Raw genomic sequence first — 19739 nt, forward strand, 5'->3', positions numbered from 1 at the left:
CACTAATAAAATGGTGCGTAAATAACATCACAATCCAAAGATTGTGAAAGTTCGCACATAATATTCAAAAACACTGCAGTACGCCTGCCTGTATAAGCGCATGACGACGATCTCTCCTTCTTCCATCCAGACTATACTGTCGGTCCCGGATTTGCACCGGGTCCACCGTCCATAAAGAAATTACGGAGCGGGTAGCGGACTAAGCTTAGCAGAGGGCATATTACAGCCCTTATGCACAGCATCACCGCCGGTAGGGAATTACACCCTGCCCTGAAGGATTGATATATTCAGTTGACAATAATTTTGCCTACAACAAAATTATCACTTCACCATCATAATTGCAAGTGCATTTATGAAATTTACTTATTTTTTGTAACTTGCATACTACCTTTCACCTTGTTTATCTGCCCGGAGCAAATCACGGATTTCAGTCAAAAGGGCCACTTCAGGTGCCGGTGCAGGTGTCTCGACAACCTCTACTTTCACTGTATCCTTATACCTGAATTTGCCGATCAGCCTTACAACCATGAAGATGGAAAAGGAAATGATAAAAAAATCAACCACAGACTGCAGGAACAGGCCATAGTTCAGATTCACATCCCCGTATACAAAAGACAGCCCTTTCAAATTAATCCCTCCGCTAAGCAAACCTACTAGCGGCATAATGATATCATTAACAAGCGAAGTGACGATTTTGCCGAAGGCCGCCCCGATGACGACTGCCACAGCAAGATCCAGCACATTGCCCTTCATGGCAAAGCTTTTAAATTCTTTCCACATTCTTCTTCCCTCCGGTACTTTAAAAGTTGAAGTTATTATAGCACCCATCCTGCAGATGACCAAGCAGCGGTATAACTCACTAAAGAGCCCGCGGCATCCCTGCCGCGGGCTCTTCTGCATCCGCTGATCTCTATCCGTTCAGCGGATGATTGCTATTCCTGTTTGTTGCCGCGTTTGAACACACGGCTGAGTATTACTCCGGCCAGAATCAAAGCCATACCGGTGAGGTAAATAGGCATCGGGCTGTTCTCGCCTGTCTGCGGCAGCATACCGCCTGCCTGGTTTGTTACTGTTCCTTGAGGGATGTCATCGTCCTCAATGTCCACTCCGCCTTGCGGAATGCCGTCATCTTCAATGTCAACGCCACCCAGCGGGATATCGTCATCAGTTGCAATTTCTTCACCCGGTACAAGTGGTGTAGACGGCGTTACTGCCGGTGAAGGAGTGGCTGCCGGAACAGGTACGGCACCTCCCGGAATTTCATCGTCATCAACAATGACTCCCGGAACTACTGGCCCTGTTGTACCTGAAGTTGGAGTTCCGCCAGGAACACCTGGTGTTACCGGTGAAGTCGGCACCGGAGATGCCGTGGATGTTGCTACCGGGCCCTCTGTCGGAGCAGGAGTTACCGTTCCTCCTCCCGGAGACTCTGTAGGTGCTGCAGATTCTGTAGGCACCGGAGTAGGTGTTGTTGTAGGCACCGGCACCTCCTCTGCGTTAAGCACAGTCAGATTCACCCGGGCCGCGGAGCCGATTGTAACCGGGTACTCTTTGCCGTCCAGCAGATATCCCTGAGGCGCTGCCTTCTCGATCAACACATACCCGCCAAGCCAGAGATTATTAAATACAGCACTGCCTTCTGCGTCTGTAGTAACGGTGTTAACCAACACACGCTCTGTACCATTCACACGGTACAGTTCAAAGACTGCACCCGCAAGCGGTCTATCCACATTTACAGCATCAACCTTCTTGACGGCCAGCGATCCTCGTTCACCGCTGCCTGTACCCGAACCGCTGGATACGCCAACGATTACTTCTGTACTTGTATCCTTCTCCACAAGCACAGCATTGTTACCGCTGAAATTCACAGTATTAACCAGCTTATCACCGGTATTTGCAACAATCAGCGACTGATATTCCAGGATAAATGCAGTGCTTATATCCCGGGTGAAGCTCAATTCAAAGCTGCGGTTGCCCGCTGCATCAGTGATGAGGTTCAGTGTATAATCGATATCCTTAACCAGTTTCGGTCCGGATTTGGTAACTTCTCCGGCTGCGGAGACTGCAGTCGGGTACAGATGGAACGTATCCGGCAGAAGGATCTGGTTGGTGCTTGGAACGTCTACGATCTTGGCATCCTTAACAAAGGACTGCGTACGGTTAATTGCTATGCTCCAATTCACCTTGTCGCCGTTTTGCAGACCATTCTTGTAGATATACTCACCGCCGTGCCGGATCTCCAGGGTGGCCGTTAGATCCTTGGACACCTTCTTGGCGCCATCCCGCAGCTGCGCAGTATTGGTAATCATTTTATCTATAAGCTGGCCCGCAAGCGAGGTGTTGAACTCAATAAAATAAGGCTTATTAATAGCATCTGCAAATTCAACCTTCAATTCGTTGCTGCTGCTGACAGTATAGGTATAAGCTGTATTACTGATTTCAGATCCTTTTGTTGAGTTGCCTTTGGTGTCGATATTCATATCATAAATTTTGAGGGAACCCGGTACCAGCGTCTGTCCCGCAGTCAAAAGATCCGTCAATACGGGATCAGCAATTTCCTTACCGTTATAGTTGGCACCCACAGTCCAGGTAATTTCTTTGGCTGCCGCATTGTAAGAACCAGTTTTGAATCCGTTCTTTTTCACTTCCGCGCGGGGAATGAATAATCCGTCAGCGTGCGTCCAGCGGGCAATGCCTTTGCTGTCAATCCAGTCAATCCGCGCCCGGTTGAGGAAATTGTCCGAACTTCCCGTCAGCCAGTCATTGCTGAACTGGGTCTGGTATGTGATCGTGTAATATCCGGAAATCGCTGAAGCGAACTTCACTGTGAAGCTTGCGTTAGGCTCCACTGGCGTTTTATAGTCCAGTGTGTATGCAGAGGAGTCCAGCACTTTCCCTTTGCTGTCTCTTACGACAATGGAATCCGGAACAAACTTCTGTCCTCCTGAAGGGAAGCTGTCAGTTACGACTACATTATCCATCGGGTAACCATCAAAGTTGAAGGTGATTTTCCAGTCTGTTGTTTTGTTCTTGTAGTCAATCCCCGACAAGTTCTTATAGATAATAGCCGGACGTACAAGCTGCGTTGCACTGGATGAATAAGTGCCTTCTGTTACCGTGTTTGTAATAACAGTATCCTCGAATACACGGTCTGCAGCTTTAATTTTATATTCAATCCGGTAAGGCGAGGTCAGATCATTTGCGAACTGCAGTTTAAAGCCTTTTTTACCGGCTGCAGTAATATCCGTTACGGAATAATCCGTATTCTCGGTAAGCGTCTGGCCCTTAACGGCATTTCCAGCTGAATTCAGGACTACCGGATAGACCTTCAGAGAACCTGCAATAAGCTCATGCGATTCATCGAAGAGATCTTCCAAAACAGCATTTACCTGTGGAATGGACTTGCTGTTGTAGTTATATTCAATAGCCCAGGAAACGGTCTGAGTGTTCCACTCGTAGCCGGCGGACATTTTTTTCAGTGTGCCTCCGCGCTCTACAGTCACCGTTGCCGAAGAACTGGCTGGTGTCCGGCCTTCACCTGTAAACGTGGCCGTATTGGTAAAGGTATGCTTAGTCTCCGAGGATATCGCCGTAGTGTATGCGATCCGGTAAGCGCTGCTGATTGCAGAATCGGTGAATCGAACCTGCAGCACACCATCACTCACCTCAGCGGTATACTTGCTGCTGTCAACAGGAGCACCCTGTACGACAGAACCGTCAAGCTGCACAGTCAGCGCATATACGGCCAGGGTAACTGTACTGTCCATCGCCAGTCCTGCCGGAATCGGATCAGTTACTGCTGCGCCAGCTACTGTCTCCAGCTTCTTGTTCACATCAACTGTCCATTGGATCGTGGATGCGTTGTATCCGCTTGAGGAGCCTTGTTTCTCAATCGTACTGCCAACCTCCGGCCTGAAGCTGACGACTATGCTCTGCGTGCCGCCATTTACAGGGAACAGAATTTCTTCTACTCCGCTGCCGGGAATTTTTGTTTTGTCAAACTTGGTATTGATTCTCAGGGTTCCCTGCACATTGGCGTGATTCTCGATATAACCGTTAAAGGTCATCACAACCTGATGTGTGGATTGGCTGACCGTGAAGCTGCCCACTTCACCGTCGTCCGACACGAGGGTGCCTCCGATATCGTTGTAGAGCTGGAACTGTTCAGGAAGGAGGAGCGTGAAGGTATCGCCGCTCACATACCCGTGTCCATCAGGCAGCGACCAGGTGTAATCCAAACTGACAGTGGATTCTACATCATAGACATCGCCTGTAACGGTCTGCCCGTCAGGTCCGTAGACTGCCATAGAGACACTTGTAATAATATCTCTGTCGGCTTCAATCCCCGCAGCTGTTGCCTGCGTAGTAAACCCGATGCTGTATGCTACCTGCACAATAAGCATCAGAAACACAATTGCAATATTGACTCTTCTTTTTACCATTCCGCGGAATCCCCCAATTCTCAATTAATTTTGCAAATCTTCATCCCTCTTGCAGCATATTCGCCCGCTGCTTTTTCATGCTCTATTTCAGAAAATGCTGGATGAACAATGGATACAGCTGCCTATGACACAACAAAATAAAGGCCTGACCATGAAATGACAGGGTATAACACTCATTCACTTAATCCCAGTTATGTATTCGGGCATCCTCCGTCCGTCGTATGTTAGATTACAGGAATCAGGAATATCTTCCTTTTCTGGTCCGCAAGAGCGTTATATACTTATATCACCTAAGTATAGTGCTGTAGAATCAGATAATGTTGCAATCCGTTAATTTATTTTGAAAAGTCAATTAAATTGGTTACAGGGAGAGAAGCCCGTGAATGCTGCAGCCTTTTTTGACCGGAGACATGAGACTGATTTTGCCATGTTCTCACCTTCTCACTTCATAGCACTGGCCGTTGTTATTTTGATATGTATACTGCTCTACATTAACCGGAATGCACTGCGCTCCCATCCGGCACGCAGGAAACTGTTCCGTATTCTGCTGGCAGGCCTGCTGCTCTCCTCCGAAGCTGCGCTGCATATATGGTATCTCTCCCAGGACATCTGGAAGAACGGTTTATCGCTGCCGCTTGAGCTGTGCGGAATCACCCTGCTCTTGTCCGCCGTGATGCTGCTTACCCGCAGCCGCCTGCTGTATTCTTTTCTTTACTTTGCCGGGATCGGCGGAGCCGGCATAGCCCTGCTTACGCCCAATCTCGTCTATCCGTTTCCGCATTTCCGTTTCCTGCTGTTTTTTGCGGCTCATGGTGCTATAGTTCTGGCTTCCCTGTACATGACCTGGGTAGAAGGTTACAAGCCGACCTTACGGTCGGTCTTCTTCACCATGCTCTGCCTGAACATTGTCGCAGCCTGTGTTTATGCCGCCAATACAATGCTTGGCTCCAACTATATGTTTCTGGCGCATAAACCAAGTACCTTTTCGGTTCTGGACTATTTCGGGCCTTATCCTTACTATCTGCTGGTTGAAGAAGCCTTTGCCCTTATCCTCTTTCTGCTTATGTATCTCGTGTTCTTTTGGCTCCCGCAGCGCAGCAGCCGTATTCCCGTGCAAACCCGCAGCAGCGGGGATATATAATTGCCATAACACGCAAAAAACAGCACCCGGCAATATAACCATCAGGGCTGTCCTCATAGACTGCGTTTTGTTGTAACGAGCCCTCCTGTACTTTAACTGTATTTTATACAGCTGGACCGGGCTCTTTTTGCTCCAGGAAGGTTTTACTTGCATTCTGTGCAGCTAAAAACCCCCATTTTCTCTAATCGAAGACTCTAAGCCATTTTTAATTGTACAAAATACATCTAAAGTGCCTAATCGGGGGTTTGAGCAGTCTTTTAAATGCAGAAATTACACTTATCTGCCTTGGCCCTTGTAACAACAAAACCCCCGATGGAAATAATCCATCCGGGGGCTTTGTTTTATATGGCAGCTTATTAAGCTTCAAATACCTTAACTTCTTTCATTTTGTCTCTGCCTTTGAATTCATCAACCAGGTCCATGCCCTTGGTGATTTTACCAAATACAGTGTGAACACCATCCAAATGTGGTTGTGGAGCATAAGTAATATAGAATTGGCTGCCGCCTGTATTCTTACCTGCGTGTGCCATAGCGAGCACTCCGCGCTCATGCTTGTTCGGATTGATTTCGCAGTTGATAGTGTATCCAGGACCGCCAGTGCCGGTGCCGTTCGGGCATCCGCCTTGAGCAACGAAACCAGGAATTACACGGTGGAATACCAGTCCGTTGTAAAATCCTTCATTTGCCAGCTTCTCAAAGTTGGCTACTGTGTTAGGTGCATCCTGATCAAAAAATTCTATTTCAATTACTCCGCCGTTTTCTAATTCAATTGTTCCCTTTTTCATTGTACACTTCCCTTTCCCATATCTGATATTATGTGTATTGCTTTCAGAGGTATAACACTTGTCTTAGTGTACTATGAAATCACGCACAAAGCAAAGCAGGCGGGATCTCTCTCCCGCCTGCTTCCTTCATGCTATTTCCGAGAAGCAGGTTCAGCCTGCAGTGATTACTTCAATGCAGCCTGCTTGGCGATACGCTGCGGCACAATATCGTTGGCGATAATGTCCTGATGGCTCTCGCGGCGCACCACCAAATCGCTCTGGCCGTCCTGAACGAAGACCACCGCCGGGCGGCGGATCCGGTTATAGTTGCTGGCCATGGAATAGTTGTATGCTCCGGTGCAGGCCACAGCGAGCAGATCCCCGCTCTGTACCTTCGGAAGCTCTACATCATAGATCAGCATGTCGCCGCTCTCGCAGCATTTGCCGGCAATGGAGACCGTTTCTTCGTTCGGCTCGGTGGCACGGTTGGCCAGCAGCGCCTCGTATTTGGATTCATACAGTGCCGGGCGCGGATTATCGGTCATGCCGCCGTCAACAGCTACATATTTGCGCACACCCGGTATTTCCTTGTTAGTTCCTACAGTATAAAGAGTTGTTCCTGCATCCCCGACAATACTGCGGCCCGGTTCAACCCAGATTTCCGGCAGTTTATCGCTGATTCCGGCAAAGTGTGTCTTCACCGCATCAGTGATTGCTGCAACATATTCCGATACCTGCAGCGGTGTGTCGCCGTCTACATACCGGATACCGAAGCCGCCGCCGAGATTGACGACCGGGAAATCCACGCTGAGATCTTCTTTCACTTTACGCGTAAATTCAGCGATCCGTTCTACAGCAAGCTGGAAGCCTTCCGTTTCAAAAATCTGCGATCCGATATGCGAATGCACACCCAGCAGCACCAGATTGGCCTGCTCTGATGCAAGGCGCACCGCTTCAAGTGCTGAACCGTTACCGATGTCAAATCCGAATTTTGAATCGGTCTGGCCTGTGGAAGCATAAGCATGATGGGCATGCGCCTCAACGCCCGGAGTCACGCGCAGCAGAATGTTAACGGATACTTCCTTGCTTGCCGCAATAGCCTGCAGCAGGCTGAGTTCCACCAGATTATCCACTACGAAGCAGCCGATGCCGGCATCAAGAGCCATTTCAATTTCGTCCGGTGTCTTGTTGTTGCCGTGGAAATGAATACGTTCCGCAGGAAATCCTGCCTGCAGAGCGGTATACAATTCACCGTCAGATACCACGTCAAGCGACAATCCTTCCTCATCAGCCAAACGGCACATCGCCATCACTGAAAAAGCCTTGCTGGCATAAGCGACCTGGAAGCCGAGACCGGATGCTTTGAACGCATCCATGTACTCGCGGCAGCGGCGCCGGACCAATTGCTCGTCCATTATATATAGCGGGGTACCATACTCCGCCTTCAGTTCTGTGACATCACACCCGCCGATTTCCAAATGCCCGGCATCATTGATTCGGCTCGTCCCGTGTAAAAACATTGCTCAATCCTCCAATTTCCGTGGAATATCCTATTCCACCCTGTCTATTGTATGTGATAGGGCTCCCTGGCGTTCCTGCTGATGCTCAGTGGTTACAGGAAACGCATAATGTCAGGAGCTATTTAGTGTATTCAGTATACCAGACAGAGGGAACACCAAAGAATGGATTAATTTGCAGTTGATTTGTATTTTCTTACGGCTGTTTCTCCTTATCCCCGACAGGCCGCATCCTTGTATTATCTCTTGTTTTGTTGAAGGATGGCCTTGTTTTGGAGCTGAGCACCGGCTGGCGCAGGATGATCGCTCCCATTGCTTTTGCATTAAAAGGTATGAACGGCCACAAATATGAAGAATTATATGACCGGTGTGTTGTCAGCAGAATGATAAGCAGCGTCGTGCCGATAACCAGTCCCTGTACCTGAAAAGCGGCCACGGCCAGCAGCAGCACAAGCCTGACAATCCGGTTGGCAAGCCCCAGCTCATAGCTTGGGGTTGCGAACATTCCGATCGAGGCAACCGCCATGTACAGAACCACCTCGTTAACAAACAGACCGGTCTGTACAGCAATGTCGCCGATCAGTATGGCAGCAATAAGGCCCATTGCCGAGCCGAGTGGAGTCGGCGTATGCACCGCTGCCATCCGCAGAAGATCAACCCCCAGCTCCACAATGAGGAACTGGGCCAGAATCGGAATTTTTGCACTCTTTTGCGGCCCGATGAATTCCAGCATCGCCGGCTTGAGCTCCGGATGAATAACCATCAGCATCCAGAGCGGCAGGATAAACAGGGAGGCAAATATCCCGATAAACCGCACCCAGCGCAGATAGGTTCCCATAAACGGTGTCTGCCGGTTCTCCTCCGCATGCTGGCACAAGTCAAAAAATGTGGTCGGCAGCACCATGACACTCGGTGAAGTATCCACGAAGACCACCACCCGGCCCTCCAGCAGATGTGAGGCTACCACATCCGGGCGCTCGGAGTACCTTACCATCGGGTAAGGATTCCAGCCTGCTCCGACGAGCGCCTCCTCCAGCTGCTTGTCGGACAGCGGAATGCCGTCCATATCAATGCTTTTGATTTTGTCCGTAACCGCCTTAACCTGGGCCTTGTCCACGATATCGTCGATATAGGCCACGCATACATCGGTTCTTGTCCGGCGGCCGACCTGGTGCATCTCATATTTCAGTCCGGGATCGCGGACACGCCTGCGCACCAGTGCCACGTTGCTGAGCAGCGTCTCTGTAAACCCGTCCCGCGCCCCCCGGACCACCCGTTCAATGGAGGGCTCGTCAGGGCTGCGGGAAGGATAAGAGCGGGTATCCATTATGATAACCTGGCTCTCGCCTTCTATGAAAAAGACGCTCATTCCGGTGAGGACCTTGTTGACCGCTTCGCTCAGGAGCTCTCCCTTTTCAACCTGCAGGTGAGGAATATACTCCGTCATGAAAGTGGCCAGCACATCCCCGGATACATTGTCCGGTGTCAAATAAGACAGGCGCTTCAGAATCTCGTCGATGATTGTGTCCTTGGCAAATCCGCTGATGCACAGCAGGGCCAGCTTCTGTCCGCCAAAGGACATTTCCCGGAACACAATATCAAAAGAAGAGCCGAGCCCCATCACTTCAGTCAAGGTACCTCTTGTTTTCTCAAGACTCGGCAAGATTTTATCTGTCCCCTGCCAGTAGATAACCGACTCCTCAAGGGAATTGGAGTATTCTTGATCGCGCTTCTTCTGATGCGGGTCTTTGGAGGCCCGGGATTTTTCTTCGTCCTGCTTTGCCTGCTTTCTGCTCTTTTTATGATGATTCTCCGGCTTCTGTTTCTTGGCTTCTGCCTCTTTGCCGCTGTCCCCTTGTGCCTGCTTATTCTGACGTCCGTCAGGCTCGTCATCCTCTTCCATATCCGAATCATCTCCGAATAACCGGGCGAAAAAACCCTTTTTCTCACCGCCTTCCTGTTCCTCTGTATCCTCTGCGCCCAGTTCATCCGCTGCTTCCATATCGCCCTGGCCGGACTTTCCTTCCGGGGAGTCCTCCGGTTCGGGATCGGTGCTGAACAGCTCTGCTAAAAAACCTTTTTTGCCCTTCGCCTGTGCTCCGGAATCCGCCTCTCCCGGACCCTTCTCTTGCTGCTCCTCACCGCCGTTTGCCTCTGCCGCCTCTCCATCACTGGCTGAAGTGCCCGCATAATCATCACTGGCTGAGGTTTGGATATCTTCGTGCCTGCCCGGATGCGTGTTACCTTCTTCTCCGGTCCCGTTCACCGGCGGTTCATCCGCCGTCTCTTTTTCCTTCTTATCCTCCATCTGGTCGCCGCTATGAATGTATTTCATTACTCCGTAACTCCTTTCATTTCTGTCCGTATGTTCATCTCTGGTACACAAACCAGTCAAACAAAGAACCTGCGACTTTCCCGCATACCATGGCCATCAACAGCCCGAACATATAATGTGTCATGTACAGGCGTTTGGCTAAAATCGGCAGAACATTCAGCACTTCCGTCAGCGCAGCTGCCAGCATGCCGATAAATATTCCGTCTAAAAGTCCTACCCCCAGTTCAACCAGCGGGCCCGAAGTGATGCTCCAGTTCCAGAAATCACTTACTGTACCGATCAAAGAGCCTCCGACCATTGCTCCTTCATACCAGTGCACTTTATTGTAAGAGGAAGTCAGCTGGGCCAGCCGGGGCACGATATCAAGGACGATAAATAGCGCGATCACCCCGCCGCCGACCGCAATCCCGCCTGCAATGCCCAGCAGCAGGTGTATTCCCAGCGTGACAGGTGCAGTCATGTCCCACCGCCTCCGGCAGAGGGTGGTTTCTCCCCGCTCAGGTTCATTTTGCTGTACTCTTCATGTACTACATAGTGATCGATATTTTTCTGGTACAGGAACATCTCCACTTCCAGCGGAGTCGGCTCCTCATTCCATTTTTTCTTGAACAGATGATTGAAAAAGATTACCATCCCGAATCCGATGCCCAGCGAATAAGCGATCTGGAAGACATAAGGATGCTCATCCCGCCGGCCGGTCAGCATCTCGACAATCCGGATGTGTACCTCCTGCATGCTGACATCGGCATGAAAGTTCATAATGGTCAGTGCCGATCCGAAAAAAAGCAGCAGCCATACCAGCACGAATAGGGCAATGGAAGGCTTGCGGACATCAGCTGCACTTTCCACCTGCACGATGGTTCGCCCCTCTCCGATCAGCTGGATATCCGCCCCGGGCAAAAACTCGTGAATCCGCGGAATGATCATCAGCAGATCGACCAGAATCAGATTGCCGTCACGGTGCTCCGGCTGCAGCAGCAGGATCGAATACAGGCGCTCTGTCCATTCGGGGACGGTGATTATATAAGCGACGTCACGGAGTGTCACGCCTTTTCCTTTGGGCACCATTATGCGGTTCTTGAGCTGTATATAAACGGCGGGAGCCGAATGAGTATTCATCCGTTTGTACCTCCTCTGGTTTGTCCTCAAAAGCGGAGTTGGAAGACAAGATTAACGGTAGTATGGGAGTAACGGCTTGTTTTTACTCAGCATGCCAAAAAACAGACCGGATTCTTTTGCAAAAAAAAGAGAATGTCTCCTTCAGCCTGCAGCTGAACGAAACATTCTCTTATGATACAAAAGCCCTGGGGCGGTCCCCTCAGGCTGGTATGAATGAACAGGCTTTACAGCTTTGCCGTCTCCCGGCTCTGCTGATTGGAAATAAAGAACAGCGCCGTCCAGATCAATGCGAATCCGGCAAGCTGCGGCAGGGTCACAAGCTGCTGATACACAATCCAGTTAATGATGATACCTGTCATCGGAAAGCTGAGTTCAGCCAGGGTGGCAAACGAAGCTTTTGTTGTGTTGAGTCCTTTGTAATACAGCAGCATGCTCAGCAGCCCGGGCAGCAGTGCCTGCAGCAGCAGGTTTACAGCAACCGCCGTTGTTTCACCCCATCCGCCGCCCAGCTGCCAAGGAGCTCCCTCCATGGCTGTGACAACGAACAGCAGCGGCAAAGCCAGAATGAACCGCAGCGAAGTAACTGTCTCGTATTTCATGGAACCCAGCAGATAACGGCCCATTACTGTAGAACCGCCCCAGAGCGCAGCCGCCCCGAGCGCCATTACACTGCCGATGCTGATGAAGTTGTTCACATGGCCAAAAGGTACCGTCCAGCCAAAGGTCAGCAGATAAGTTCCCGCCAAGGCAACTGCAATTAACACACCGAAGTTTTTGGGAAGGCGTTCTTTAAGAAGAATAGCGGCGAGACCAATGGCAAAGATAGGCTGCAGCTTCTGCAGCAGCAGCACCGCGTTCAGGTCGCCTGTCGCCAGAGCTTTGGTGAACAGGATCGTCGCTACCGCAGATCCCCCCCAGGACACAACCAGAAGCGCAGCGGCATGGCGCATCCGGATACCTTTGAGATCCGCCCGGTTGCGCCACAATACAGGTGCAGCAGCCAGAAACAGCACCACATGCTCCAATAGCACGATCTGCGAAGAAGTCAGCGACTTCAGCAGGATGATGCGGAACAGCGGATCGACACCCCAAAGGGCCGCCCCCAGTACTACCAGCCAGAATCCGCTCCGTAGAGGCGAGGTGCGGACACTTGAGGATGAAGCCGTTACATTGCTCATAAATCATTCTCCTTGTCGATACAAACCCTCGATAAGAGACCAAAAGCCCCCGGACTGCCTTAAAAGGACAGCACTCGGGGGCCATTACCAATAAAGACCATCGGGAAATAACCCTATCGTCCTTATTCTTTGATCCTCTCCCATCCGGACTTTACCGTCGGCTCTGGAATGTCACCAGATCAGTCCTTCCCTCTTCCAAGGAAGAAGAAAGGAGTCGCGGGCTGAGTTCGCTTTGAACATCACCGCCGGTCGGGAATTTCACCCTACCCCGAGAATCTTGTATTCCGTTATATTTTTCACAATCTTAGGATAACTCTGTTTTTTCATTTCGTCCAGTCTTTTACGAAAACTTTCTTTATTTTCATAGGAGACTTTTGTGGAAGAAGTTAGCAGTATATTAAGTTATACTATATAGGACTGCCAACTTTTTACTAAAAACCCAACGAGGAGGCTGCTGTGAAAAGATCTTTTTTGACCAATCTGCTGTACTCTATTCTTGCTGTCATCCCCATCGCCTTTGCCGCATTTATCGGCTCGTTTATTACTGCAGTATTGGGGGGCATGAAATTCTATACTCCGCTCACCCTTATTGTGGCAGGCGGACTGGCGGTGTATGCCGTCATCTCCATCTTTGACCTGATGACCCGGCGGGTCCGCGGCATTATCATGGCCAGCTTTGCAGGTCTGTGCCTGCTCGCAACTGCAGGGTATGAAATCAACAAAGCGTACATTAACAGTATCACTGTCAATGAACAGGAAATATATCTGGGTGACTATACACCATTCGCAGAGAACACCAAAGCGGTGTCACTCGGGCAGACGGCTGCTTACCGGATCGGTGACAGGGATAATCTTCCGAAGCTTGACGGAGCAACGGCCCTTTACCCCCTATACTCCGCTTTTGTCCGGGCGGTTTACCCTCAGGATGACTATCAGCCTTATGACTATGAGGATGGAATCGTTCTGTGCTCCTCGACAGCAGAAGCCTACAAGCGGCTGATTGCCGGAGAGGCAGATATTATTTTCGCTGCCGCGCCTTCCGTTTCCCAGCAAAAAGCAGCCAAACGTGCCGGAAAAGAGCTTCAGCTTACCCCGGTCGGCCGCGAAGCCTTTGTCTTTTTCGTCAACAACCATAATACCGTAGACGGTCTGACCACAGAGCAGATCAAAAAAATCTACTCCGGTGAAATCACCAACTGGAAGGAGGCCGGGGGCAAAAACGAGAAGATCCGGGCCTTTCAGCGCGACGAGGACAGCGGCAGCCAGACCATGCTCGAAAAAATCATGGAGGACTCCACCCTGATGACGCCCCCTAAAGAGGATGTCGCGGATGTTATGAGCGGAATCATCAGCCGGACGGCTAATTACCGCAATTACCAAAACTCTCTGGGCTTCAGTTTCCTCTTCTATGCCTCGGAGATGAACGGGAATGATAAGATCAAGCTGCTGGCTATTGACGGCGTCCGGCCTGACAAGCAGGGAATTACCAGCGGGAAATATCCGTTCGCAACGGAATTTTATGCAGTGACGGCGGGGAGCAGCAATCCTAACATCCGGCCTTTTATCGAATGGATCCAGTCAGCTGAGGGCCAGGAGCTGGTAGAGAAAACAGGATATACTTCACTGAAATAAAGATCCCACACCACGGACCTTAAAAAAGCAGCCGCTCCCTTTACAGGAGCAGCTGCTTCTTTAAGTTCCAGATCACTTTCTAATCCGCCGCTGCTGACAGCAGCCGGCTGCGCTTCTCCTGATCCGGGTCAGGCACGATTCTTGTCTCTTCGTCAATGATCAGAGTTGCGCGTGTCCCGCACTCATACTGCGGCCAGTCCAGTCCAGGCACAGAAGGCTCTCCGCGGTGTGCAAATGAGGTCCAGGCATGCTGCATAATCTCAGCCACGGCTTCCATGGCAGGGGTTATCGTCACCCCGTACAGCCTGAGCAAAGGCAGTGTGTTAAATACATAATAAATTTCTGCGCCGTGAACTGCCTTGCCCAGCAGCGGATGTCCGGGAATGGTCCAGTCGAACCGGTACATCCAGACAGGCGCATGCGGCAGCTGCTTCTGTGCAAAAGCGATGGAATGGTCCCAGAAATACAGGTCTGTCATAAGCTCTGCCTGTCCTTCCCAGGATTTCGGATAAGGGGCGGCAATCTCTGTCAGATCTCCCGTTCCCAGCATCAGCTCCAGCGCTTTGAGCGACTGCTCAAACTGCCCGCCCTGCCCTTCCCGGAAGAACAGGCTGCCTTCGTGAAGATTAGTGCCGATCAGCAGCGGAATTCCGCTTGCCGCTCCGTCCGCAACAGCTTGTTCCGGCTCCGCCGGCAGGGTTGCCGGGTCAATGACCGGCTGGAAGAACATGCCCATGCTGCCGCCGGACAGCTTATAAGCCATGCGGCCTGCGGCTGCCATAATCTGCTCTGCCGGAAGCGTGTCCAGCAGCGCCAGATCGCTGCCGCCCCCGAGACCGAGTTCTGCCAGCAGCGCTTTGCTGATCTCTTCCCCTTGCGCTCCTGTTAAGCTCTGGGCGGCACCGCTCTGCATAATCGCCCCTGAGAACAGCCCCTTCGCAGCAGGCATGGCGAGCAGCGCAGCAATGCTCATGCTCCCTGCCGACTCCCCGAAGACCGTCACCCGTCCGGGATCTCCGCCAAAAGCAGCGATATTGCCCTGTACCCATTTCAGTGCGGCTATTTGATCCAGCAGGCCTGCATTAGAAGCCAGGTCTCTGCCAAGCGGAGACAGATGGAGGAACCCGAACGGCCCCAGCCGGTAATTCACCGTTACGACGATGACTTTACCTTTTTTGGCCATTTCCGCACCGTCAAACATCGGCTGGCTCCCTGCTCCCGTAATAAAGGTTCCGCCGTGAATCCATACCATTACCGGAAGCAGCGTATCTTCTGACTCCGGAGACCAGACATTGAGATACAGACAGTCTTCCGAGTAGACTGGTGTGGTACCGCCAAAGCGGATGCTGCTCGTGCTTGCAGGCTGATGGCTGACCGGAGCGAACTCCAGCGCTTCCCTCACCCCGCTCCACGGCTCCGGCGGCTGCGGCGCACGAAAACGCAGACTGCCTGCAGGCGGCGCCGCAAAAGGTACTCCCCGCCAGACGTTAACCCCGTCACTGTGAGCTCCCTGAAGCTTTCCGTATTGTGTTGCTGCAACGGGTCCTGTCATTTCAATCATCCTTTCGGTTTATTCCTTGTTTTCTTCAATCACTTCATATAATCCGGAGCGGAACCGGAACCACTGGAACAAGTGGGTAACAACCACCTTGAGCAGCGCATATCCCGGAACAGCGAGGATAATACCCAGTACACCGAACATTTTGCCGGCAAATATAATGACAAAAATAATCGTAATCGGATGAATTCTCAGCGACTTGCCCATAATTTGCGGTGAAATGAATTTGCCTTCCACCAGCTGGACCACAGTCCAGACTATAATCATCTTCACGAGCATAAACGGCGAGGTTACGAGTGCGACGATAAGTGCCGGTGTAATCGCAATGGCCGGTCCCAGATACGGGACAACCGCCGTACAGGCAGCAACTATAGCCAGCACGAGGGAGTATTCCAGGCCGATAATGAGGTAACCAATATAGAGCAGCGCACCGATGCAGCAGCTGACGATAATCTGGCCGCGTATGTAGGATGCAACCTGGCTGTTCATTTCGGACATCACCAAACGGGTCTGCGGCTGGAGGGCGGTCGGAATGAATCTCATCAGATAATCAGGAAGCCTTTTGCCGTCCCGCAGCAGATAGAACAGGATGAACGGTGTTGTGACTAGTGCCAGAACAATCTCTGTGACTGCGCCGACGAAATTCCCCACACCATTCACTGCATTGTTCAGAAAAGTAGTCCCCCACTCCGTCACCCTGCTTGTAATGTCAGTGAAATCTGTGCCGATGTTCTCCTGGACCCGTTCAAACAGCTGGCTGCCGGTCAGGTTCATGAATTCCTCCTGAATCTGCTCGCTGTACTTAGGGAAGTTATCAATTAAGCCCATCAGCTGCGTCCGGATCATCGGAATAACCGTCAGCAGAATCAGCGTAACAATACCGGCGATAAGCAGATACAGGATAACAATGCCGTAGGCACGTTTGATCCGGCTTCTTTTCTCCATGCGGTCTACCAGCGGATTAAGCAGATAGTAGGCAATTCCTGAGAGCAGCAGCGGTGCAGCGACCGTGTGCAGCAGAACAGACACCGGTTTGAAAATAAACGGTATCTTGGCGAACACCATAATGGTTAGTCCCACCAGTAATACAATAAGTAACGTCACCACAAATTTGTTGTTCAAAAAAAACTTCTTAAATTTCTCCGGCCATACCTGCAGCCTCTCCATCCTATCGGGTCCCCCTTACCAGAAACAGATCCATAAAGTGTGATAATTTGCACTTCTTCTTAGCATAGTCAACGCAGGGGCAGCAAGTCAAATTTCTCATTCAAACTTGAGCTCGGCAATTGTTCCCGCCCCTGTAAAGCCGATTGAGCGGTACACCTTGTTGGAGTCGGGGTTGCTGCCGTCAGCGTATAACACCGGGGTTAGCCCCTCGTGAAGCAGCCCTTCGCAGAGTGCAGCCACCAATGCGCTTGCATACCCGTGTTTGCGGTACTTCTCCGGAGTGTACACATCATTAATTCTTGCCTGCCGTTTCGAGCGGTGGGCAACCGCCGCCATGGATACCGGAACGCCATCAATAGTCCACAGATGAATAATGCCTGACCGTACAGCCTCTTCAGCATGCGGAAGAAAATGCTCCCGCTCCTCCTTCCTGCCGAACGCATCTTCCACAAACCGGGCCATAAACTCCGCGATCAGCCCAATATGTTCTGCTCCCGCCGTCAGCGGCTGTCCGGGCACACCTTGCGGCTGTACCACCTGCGGACAATAATACGCTTCAAGGATCATATATGTATGGTACAGCTTTCCTCTTGCCTTACAGTAGGCTTTTGCAAAAGCCTCTGCAACCTCTGCTTCGGCAGACACTCCCGGAAAATCCTTCTCCTTCAGATACTCTGCCGCCTCCCTTGCCCGATCCATCCGGATACTCTGAACCAGCTTGCCTGAAATCCATAGCCAGGGGTTGAAGCCCGGAGACTGGGTCAGAATCAGCCGGCCATCAGCGGATTTAAGATTCAGCACTCCATCGTACCCGGTAATGCGGTGAATGAGATTATAGCGGGTCTCTTCAAGGCGGAATTCATCACTGTCCAGGATGCTGTCCTTCACACCGAAATTTATGAACATTATTACCCTCCTCAAACTGGCTTTCTGTCAATCATAATCCTCCACCTGGGAAAAATAAACAAAAAACCGCCAGCTTGGACGGTTTAATACAAGTTCATGTTATAGTTACTTTTTCTTCTTGCCCTTGGTCCCCTTTTCCCCGGCGGCGGTCAGTCCGTTATTGTAGGTGTACAGCACATTATCCTCCAGCTGCTGTCCCTGCACCAGCTTCCGGACCAGTGCTTTGCCCGTTTTTGGCGTCATGTCCCTGTACCAGACCCCTTCCGGGTAAGCGATGATGACGCAAGCATCCGAGCATCTCCCGTTACAGCGGGTAACTGTGGTATGGATGCTTGCTCCTGCCCCCTGCTTTTCAATCTCATCTTCTATCGCTTCAGCCACTTCCTCGCCCTTGCGTTTTTTGCAGCTGCTGCCGTTACAGATCAGCAAATGGCTTGTTGTCCCCTGCAAATTCCAGGTCGTCATCCTCTTGTCCTCCTTCTGCTCAACTATCCCCCGTTACTCAAGCATACTAAAATCGGCACATTTCGGGAATAGCCGTCAACAGGTTGACTACCGGGCCAGCTTGCTGGGGATAATAACCGCAGGTTCAAACAGTCTGCTGCCTTATTATTTCACAGCCCGGAGGTTAGCCCTATGAAGATATTCAGCATTTATATTTTGCTTGCCTGCTTAACCTGCTCTATTCTTGTGTTTGTAGATATTTTGTCGGGGATGACTCTCGCGATGTCGCTGTACTCTTTTTACACCGTGTTCGCCACCACTACTTTTCAGGAAGCCGCCTGCATGTGTTTGTTTGCGTGCATTCCCGTGCTCACCATCATTGCCGATACCCGGAAGCGTACTGCTGACAGGGACGAATAGCTACGCATACCAATTAAATTTACGCCGCACCCGGTGCACAATGAATAATAAAACCGGAATGACTATACAAAGGAACGGCAGAATCTTTTCCAGAAAAATAACCCCTTCGTTCATATGGACCGGATAATTCTCCGCACTGGCAAAAGAGCTGAACAAAACCACAACCCCCACCGGCGCCACCAGCCTGCGTATGTCCTTTATCTTGAACAGGTCCGCCGTTATACTTGCCGCAGCATAGCAATAAATCGACATTTTAAAGAAAACGCCGATAATCAGAGTAAGAATCACCAGAGCATCCAGCCGCTGGATAAAATTAGCCACATTGACCAGCGTAATCGTTGTGAACATCGGAAATGTAGCTCTGCTGTATATATCCGTACCCAGCACGGACATCTCGACCGCATGGGTAAAGCTGAGCAGAAATGCGCTTAAGACCACAGCGAGAATTCCGACCTTCCTGGCTTTGCGTCTGCTGTTAAAATGGGGCAGTATCGCTGTAAAACAGACAAGCTCCCCGAAAGGGAAGACCAGAATATTGGGATATGCCGAGTCCACTGCCTCCAGCCATTCCCCAGGGTGAACCGGAAAAAGATTCTCCAATTCGACCAGACCGGCAGCAATGACCACAAAACAGCAGATCAGCCCCAGCCCGACGATAATCAGAAAATAGATCTCCGCCGTTCTCGCAAAGACCTCAATGCCCAGGTACAGAATATAAATAACAGCAAAGGCCATAATGGAATTGATAATAAACACAGGCGTTCTGTCATAGGAGGCGGAGAGCAACAAATCGCCTGCTTCCCGCAGATTCCGCGAACCGTTATACATCAGAATGGGCAGATACAGCAGGCTCAGGGGCCAGCCGATCCTTTTGCCTAATATTTTTTGCGTATACCCGCTTATAGTCAGCTCAGGAAACTGATGATACAAATCGGCATAAATCAGGTACAGCACAACCGCTCCCGGCAGGGCCAAAAGAATAGAGAGCCAGACGGCATGTCCGCTCTCCAGGCCTATAGGAACGACAACTGCAGTCCCCAGTTCGAACAGAATCATCATCGCAAACAACTGGGTGGGACCGATAACCTCTTTTCTCATGAACCGCCTCCCCCTTAT

Annotated in this window: 16 protein-coding genes and 2 riboswitches; of the genes, 3 read left to right on the plus strand and 13 right to left on the minus strand. The window is 50.9% G+C overall.

What is annotated here, in order from left to right:
* Positions 1-110: 110 nt before the first annotated feature.
* Positions 111-282, minus strand: a riboswitch (FMN riboswitch).
* Between the two features lie 102 nt (positions 283-384).
* Positions 385-780: a large conductance mechanosensitive channel protein MscL gene (mscL, locus tag C2I18_RS02210; RefSeq protein WP_249899663.1), complete on the minus strand. Its 396-nt coding sequence runs from the start codon at positions 778-780 to the stop codon at positions 385-387.
* Positions 781-932: 152 nt separating this feature from the next.
* Complete coding sequence (locus C2I18_RS02215) at positions 933-4442, minus strand: collagen binding domain-containing protein (protein ID WP_249899664.1); 3510 nt, start codon at positions 4440-4442, stop codon at positions 933-935.
* Positions 4443-4821: 379 nt separating this feature from the next.
* Between C2I18_RS02215 and C2I18_RS02220 the strand changes: the two genes are divergently transcribed.
* Positions 4822-5583, plus strand: coding sequence for a YwaF family protein (locus C2I18_RS02220; protein ID WP_249899665.1), 762 nt, complete (start codon positions 4822-4824; stop codon positions 5581-5583).
* A 356-nt stretch (positions 5584-5939) separates the two neighbouring features.
* Here the strand turns inward: C2I18_RS02220 and C2I18_RS02225 are convergent, their stop codons facing one another.
* The 6 genes from C2I18_RS02225 to C2I18_RS02250 form a co-directional block, all read right to left on the minus strand.
* Entirely contained in the window at positions 5940-6368 is a 429-nt protein-coding gene (locus C2I18_RS02225) for a peptidylprolyl isomerase (protein ID WP_249899666.1), read from the minus strand.
* Between the two features lie 164 nt (positions 6369-6532).
* Positions 6533-7867, minus strand: coding sequence for a diaminopimelate decarboxylase (lysA, locus tag C2I18_RS02230; protein ID WP_249899667.1), 1335 nt, complete (start codon positions 7865-7867; stop codon positions 6533-6535).
* 193 nt (positions 7868-8060) lie between these two features.
* Positions 8061-9767: a spore germination protein gene (locus C2I18_RS02235; RefSeq protein WP_249901978.1), complete on the minus strand. Its 1707-nt coding sequence runs from the start codon at positions 9765-9767 to the stop codon at positions 8061-8063.
* A gap of 466 nt (positions 9768-10233) precedes the next feature.
* Positions 10234-10659 carry a stage V sporulation protein AB gene (locus C2I18_RS02240; protein WP_249899668.1) on the minus strand — a complete coding sequence of 142 codons (426 nt, stop codon included), beginning with the start codon at positions 10657-10659 and terminating at the stop codon, positions 10234-10236.
* Entirely contained in the window at positions 10656-11318 is a 663-nt protein-coding gene (locus C2I18_RS02245) for a stage V sporulation protein AA (protein WP_249899669.1), read from the minus strand. Before C2I18_RS02245 ends, C2I18_RS02240 begins: the two co-directional genes overlap by 4 nt.
* 224 nt (positions 11319-11542) lie before the next feature.
* A complete protein-coding gene (locus tag C2I18_RS02250) occupies positions 11543-12496 on the minus strand; it encodes a DMT family transporter (protein ID WP_249899670.1) in 954 nt (317 codons plus the stop codon).
* A gap of 128 nt (positions 12497-12624) precedes the next feature.
* Positions 12625-12776, minus strand: a riboswitch (FMN riboswitch).
* A 176-nt stretch (positions 12777-12952) separates the two neighbouring features.
* Here C2I18_RS02250 and C2I18_RS02255 point away from each other — a divergent pair.
* Positions 12953-14128, plus strand: coding sequence for a PstS family phosphate ABC transporter substrate-binding protein (locus C2I18_RS02255; RefSeq protein ID WP_249899671.1), 1176 nt, complete (start codon positions 12953-12955; stop codon positions 14126-14128).
* 79 nt (positions 14129-14207) lie between these two features.
* Here C2I18_RS02255 and C2I18_RS02260 read toward each other — a convergent pair whose 3' ends face one another.
* The 4 genes from C2I18_RS02260 to C2I18_RS02275 all read right to left on the minus strand — a co-directional run bounded on the left by C2I18_RS02260 (position 14208) and on the right by C2I18_RS02275 (position 18224).
* Positions 14208-15680, minus strand: coding sequence for a carboxylesterase/lipase family protein (locus tag C2I18_RS02260; RefSeq protein WP_249901979.1), 1473 nt, complete (start codon positions 15678-15680; stop codon positions 14208-14210).
* An 18-nt stretch (positions 15681-15698) separates the two neighbouring features.
* Entirely contained in the window at positions 15699-16853 is a 1155-nt protein-coding gene (locus C2I18_RS02265) for an AI-2E family transporter (protein WP_249899672.1), read from the minus strand.
* Positions 16854-16949: 96 nt separating this feature from the next.
* Positions 16950-17759, minus strand: a complete 810-nt coding sequence (locus tag C2I18_RS02270) for a GNAT family N-acetyltransferase (RefSeq protein WP_249899673.1) — start codon at positions 17757-17759, stop codon at positions 16950-16952.
* A 105-nt stretch (positions 17760-17864) separates the two neighbouring features.
* Entirely contained in the window at positions 17865-18224 is a 360-nt protein-coding gene (locus C2I18_RS02275) for a (2Fe-2S) ferredoxin domain-containing protein (protein ID WP_249899674.1), read from the minus strand.
* 171 nt (positions 18225-18395) lie between these two features.
* On the opposite strand from C2I18_RS02275, the gene C2I18_RS02280 reads away from it, so the two are divergent.
* Positions 18396-18623 (plus strand): YczF family membrane protein, encoded by a 228-nt coding sequence (locus C2I18_RS02280; RefSeq protein ID WP_249899675.1) that lies wholly within the window; start codon positions 18396-18398, stop codon positions 18621-18623.
* Here the strand turns inward: C2I18_RS02280 and C2I18_RS02285 are convergent, their stop codons facing one another.
* Positions 18624-19721, minus strand: coding sequence for a GerAB/ArcD/ProY family transporter (locus tag C2I18_RS02285; RefSeq protein WP_249899676.1), 1098 nt, complete (start codon positions 19719-19721; stop codon positions 18624-18626).
* Positions 19722-19739: the final 18 nt, after the last annotated feature.

Origin of the sequence: Paenibacillus sp. PK3_47 (genome assembly GCF_023520895.1) — a bacterium.
GTDB lineage: Bacteria > Bacillota > Bacilli > Paenibacillales > Paenibacillaceae > Paenibacillus_AQ.

What these genes read in the sequence shown, in the direction of transcription:
- C2I18_RS02250 (WP_249899670.1), bottom strand. Translation starts at nt 12,496, where the DNA reads ATGAGCAATGTAACGGCTTCATCCTCAAGTGTCCGCACCTCGCCTCTA.
- C2I18_RS02270 (WP_249899673.1), bottom strand. Translation starts at nt 17,759, where the DNA reads ATGTTCATAAATTTCGGTGTGAAGGACAGCATCCTGGACAGTGATGAA.
- C2I18_RS02260 (WP_249901979.1), bottom strand. Translation starts at nt 15,680, where the DNA reads ATGACAGGACCCGTTGCAGCAACACAATACGGAAAGCTTCAGGGAGCT.
- C2I18_RS02265 (WP_249899672.1), bottom strand. Translation starts at nt 16,853, where the DNA reads ATGGAGAGGCTGCAGGTATGGCCGGAGAAATTTAAGAAGTTTTTTTTG.
- lysA (WP_249899667.1), bottom strand. Translation starts at nt 7,867, where the DNA reads ATGTTTTTACACGGGACGAGCCGAATCAATGATGCCGGGCATTTGGAA.
- C2I18_RS02235 (WP_249901978.1), bottom strand. Translation starts at nt 9,767, where the DNA reads ATGGAAGAGGATGACGAGCCTGACGGACGTCAGAATAAGCAGGCACAA.
- C2I18_RS02225 (WP_249899666.1), bottom strand. Translation starts at nt 6,368, where the DNA reads ATGAAAAAGGGAACAATTGAATTAGAAAACGGCGGAGTAATTGAAATA.
- C2I18_RS02280 (WP_249899675.1), top strand. Translation starts at nt 18,396, where the DNA reads ATGAAGATATTCAGCATTTATATTTTGCTTGCCTGCTTAACCTGCTCT.
- C2I18_RS02245 (WP_249899669.1), bottom strand. Translation starts at nt 11,318, where the DNA reads ATGAATACTCATTCGGCTCCCGCCGTTTATATACAGCTCAAGAACCGC.
- mscL (WP_249899663.1), bottom strand. Translation starts at nt 780, where the DNA reads ATGTGGAAAGAATTTAAAAGCTTTGCCATGAAGGGCAATGTGCTGGAT.
- C2I18_RS02275 (WP_249899674.1), bottom strand. Translation starts at nt 18,224, where the DNA reads ATGACGACCTGGAATTTGCAGGGGACAACAAGCCATTTGCTGATCTGT.
- C2I18_RS02285 (WP_249899676.1), bottom strand. Translation starts at nt 19,721, where the DNA reads ATGAGAAAAGAGGTTATCGGTCCCACCCAGTTGTTTGCGATGATGATT.
- C2I18_RS02240 (WP_249899668.1), bottom strand. Translation starts at nt 10,659, where the DNA reads ATGACTGCACCTGTCACGCTGGGAATACACCTGCTGCTGGGCATTGCA.
- C2I18_RS02215 (WP_249899664.1), bottom strand. Translation starts at nt 4,442, where the DNA reads ATGGTAAAAAGAAGAGTCAATATTGCAATTGTGTTTCTGATGCTTATT.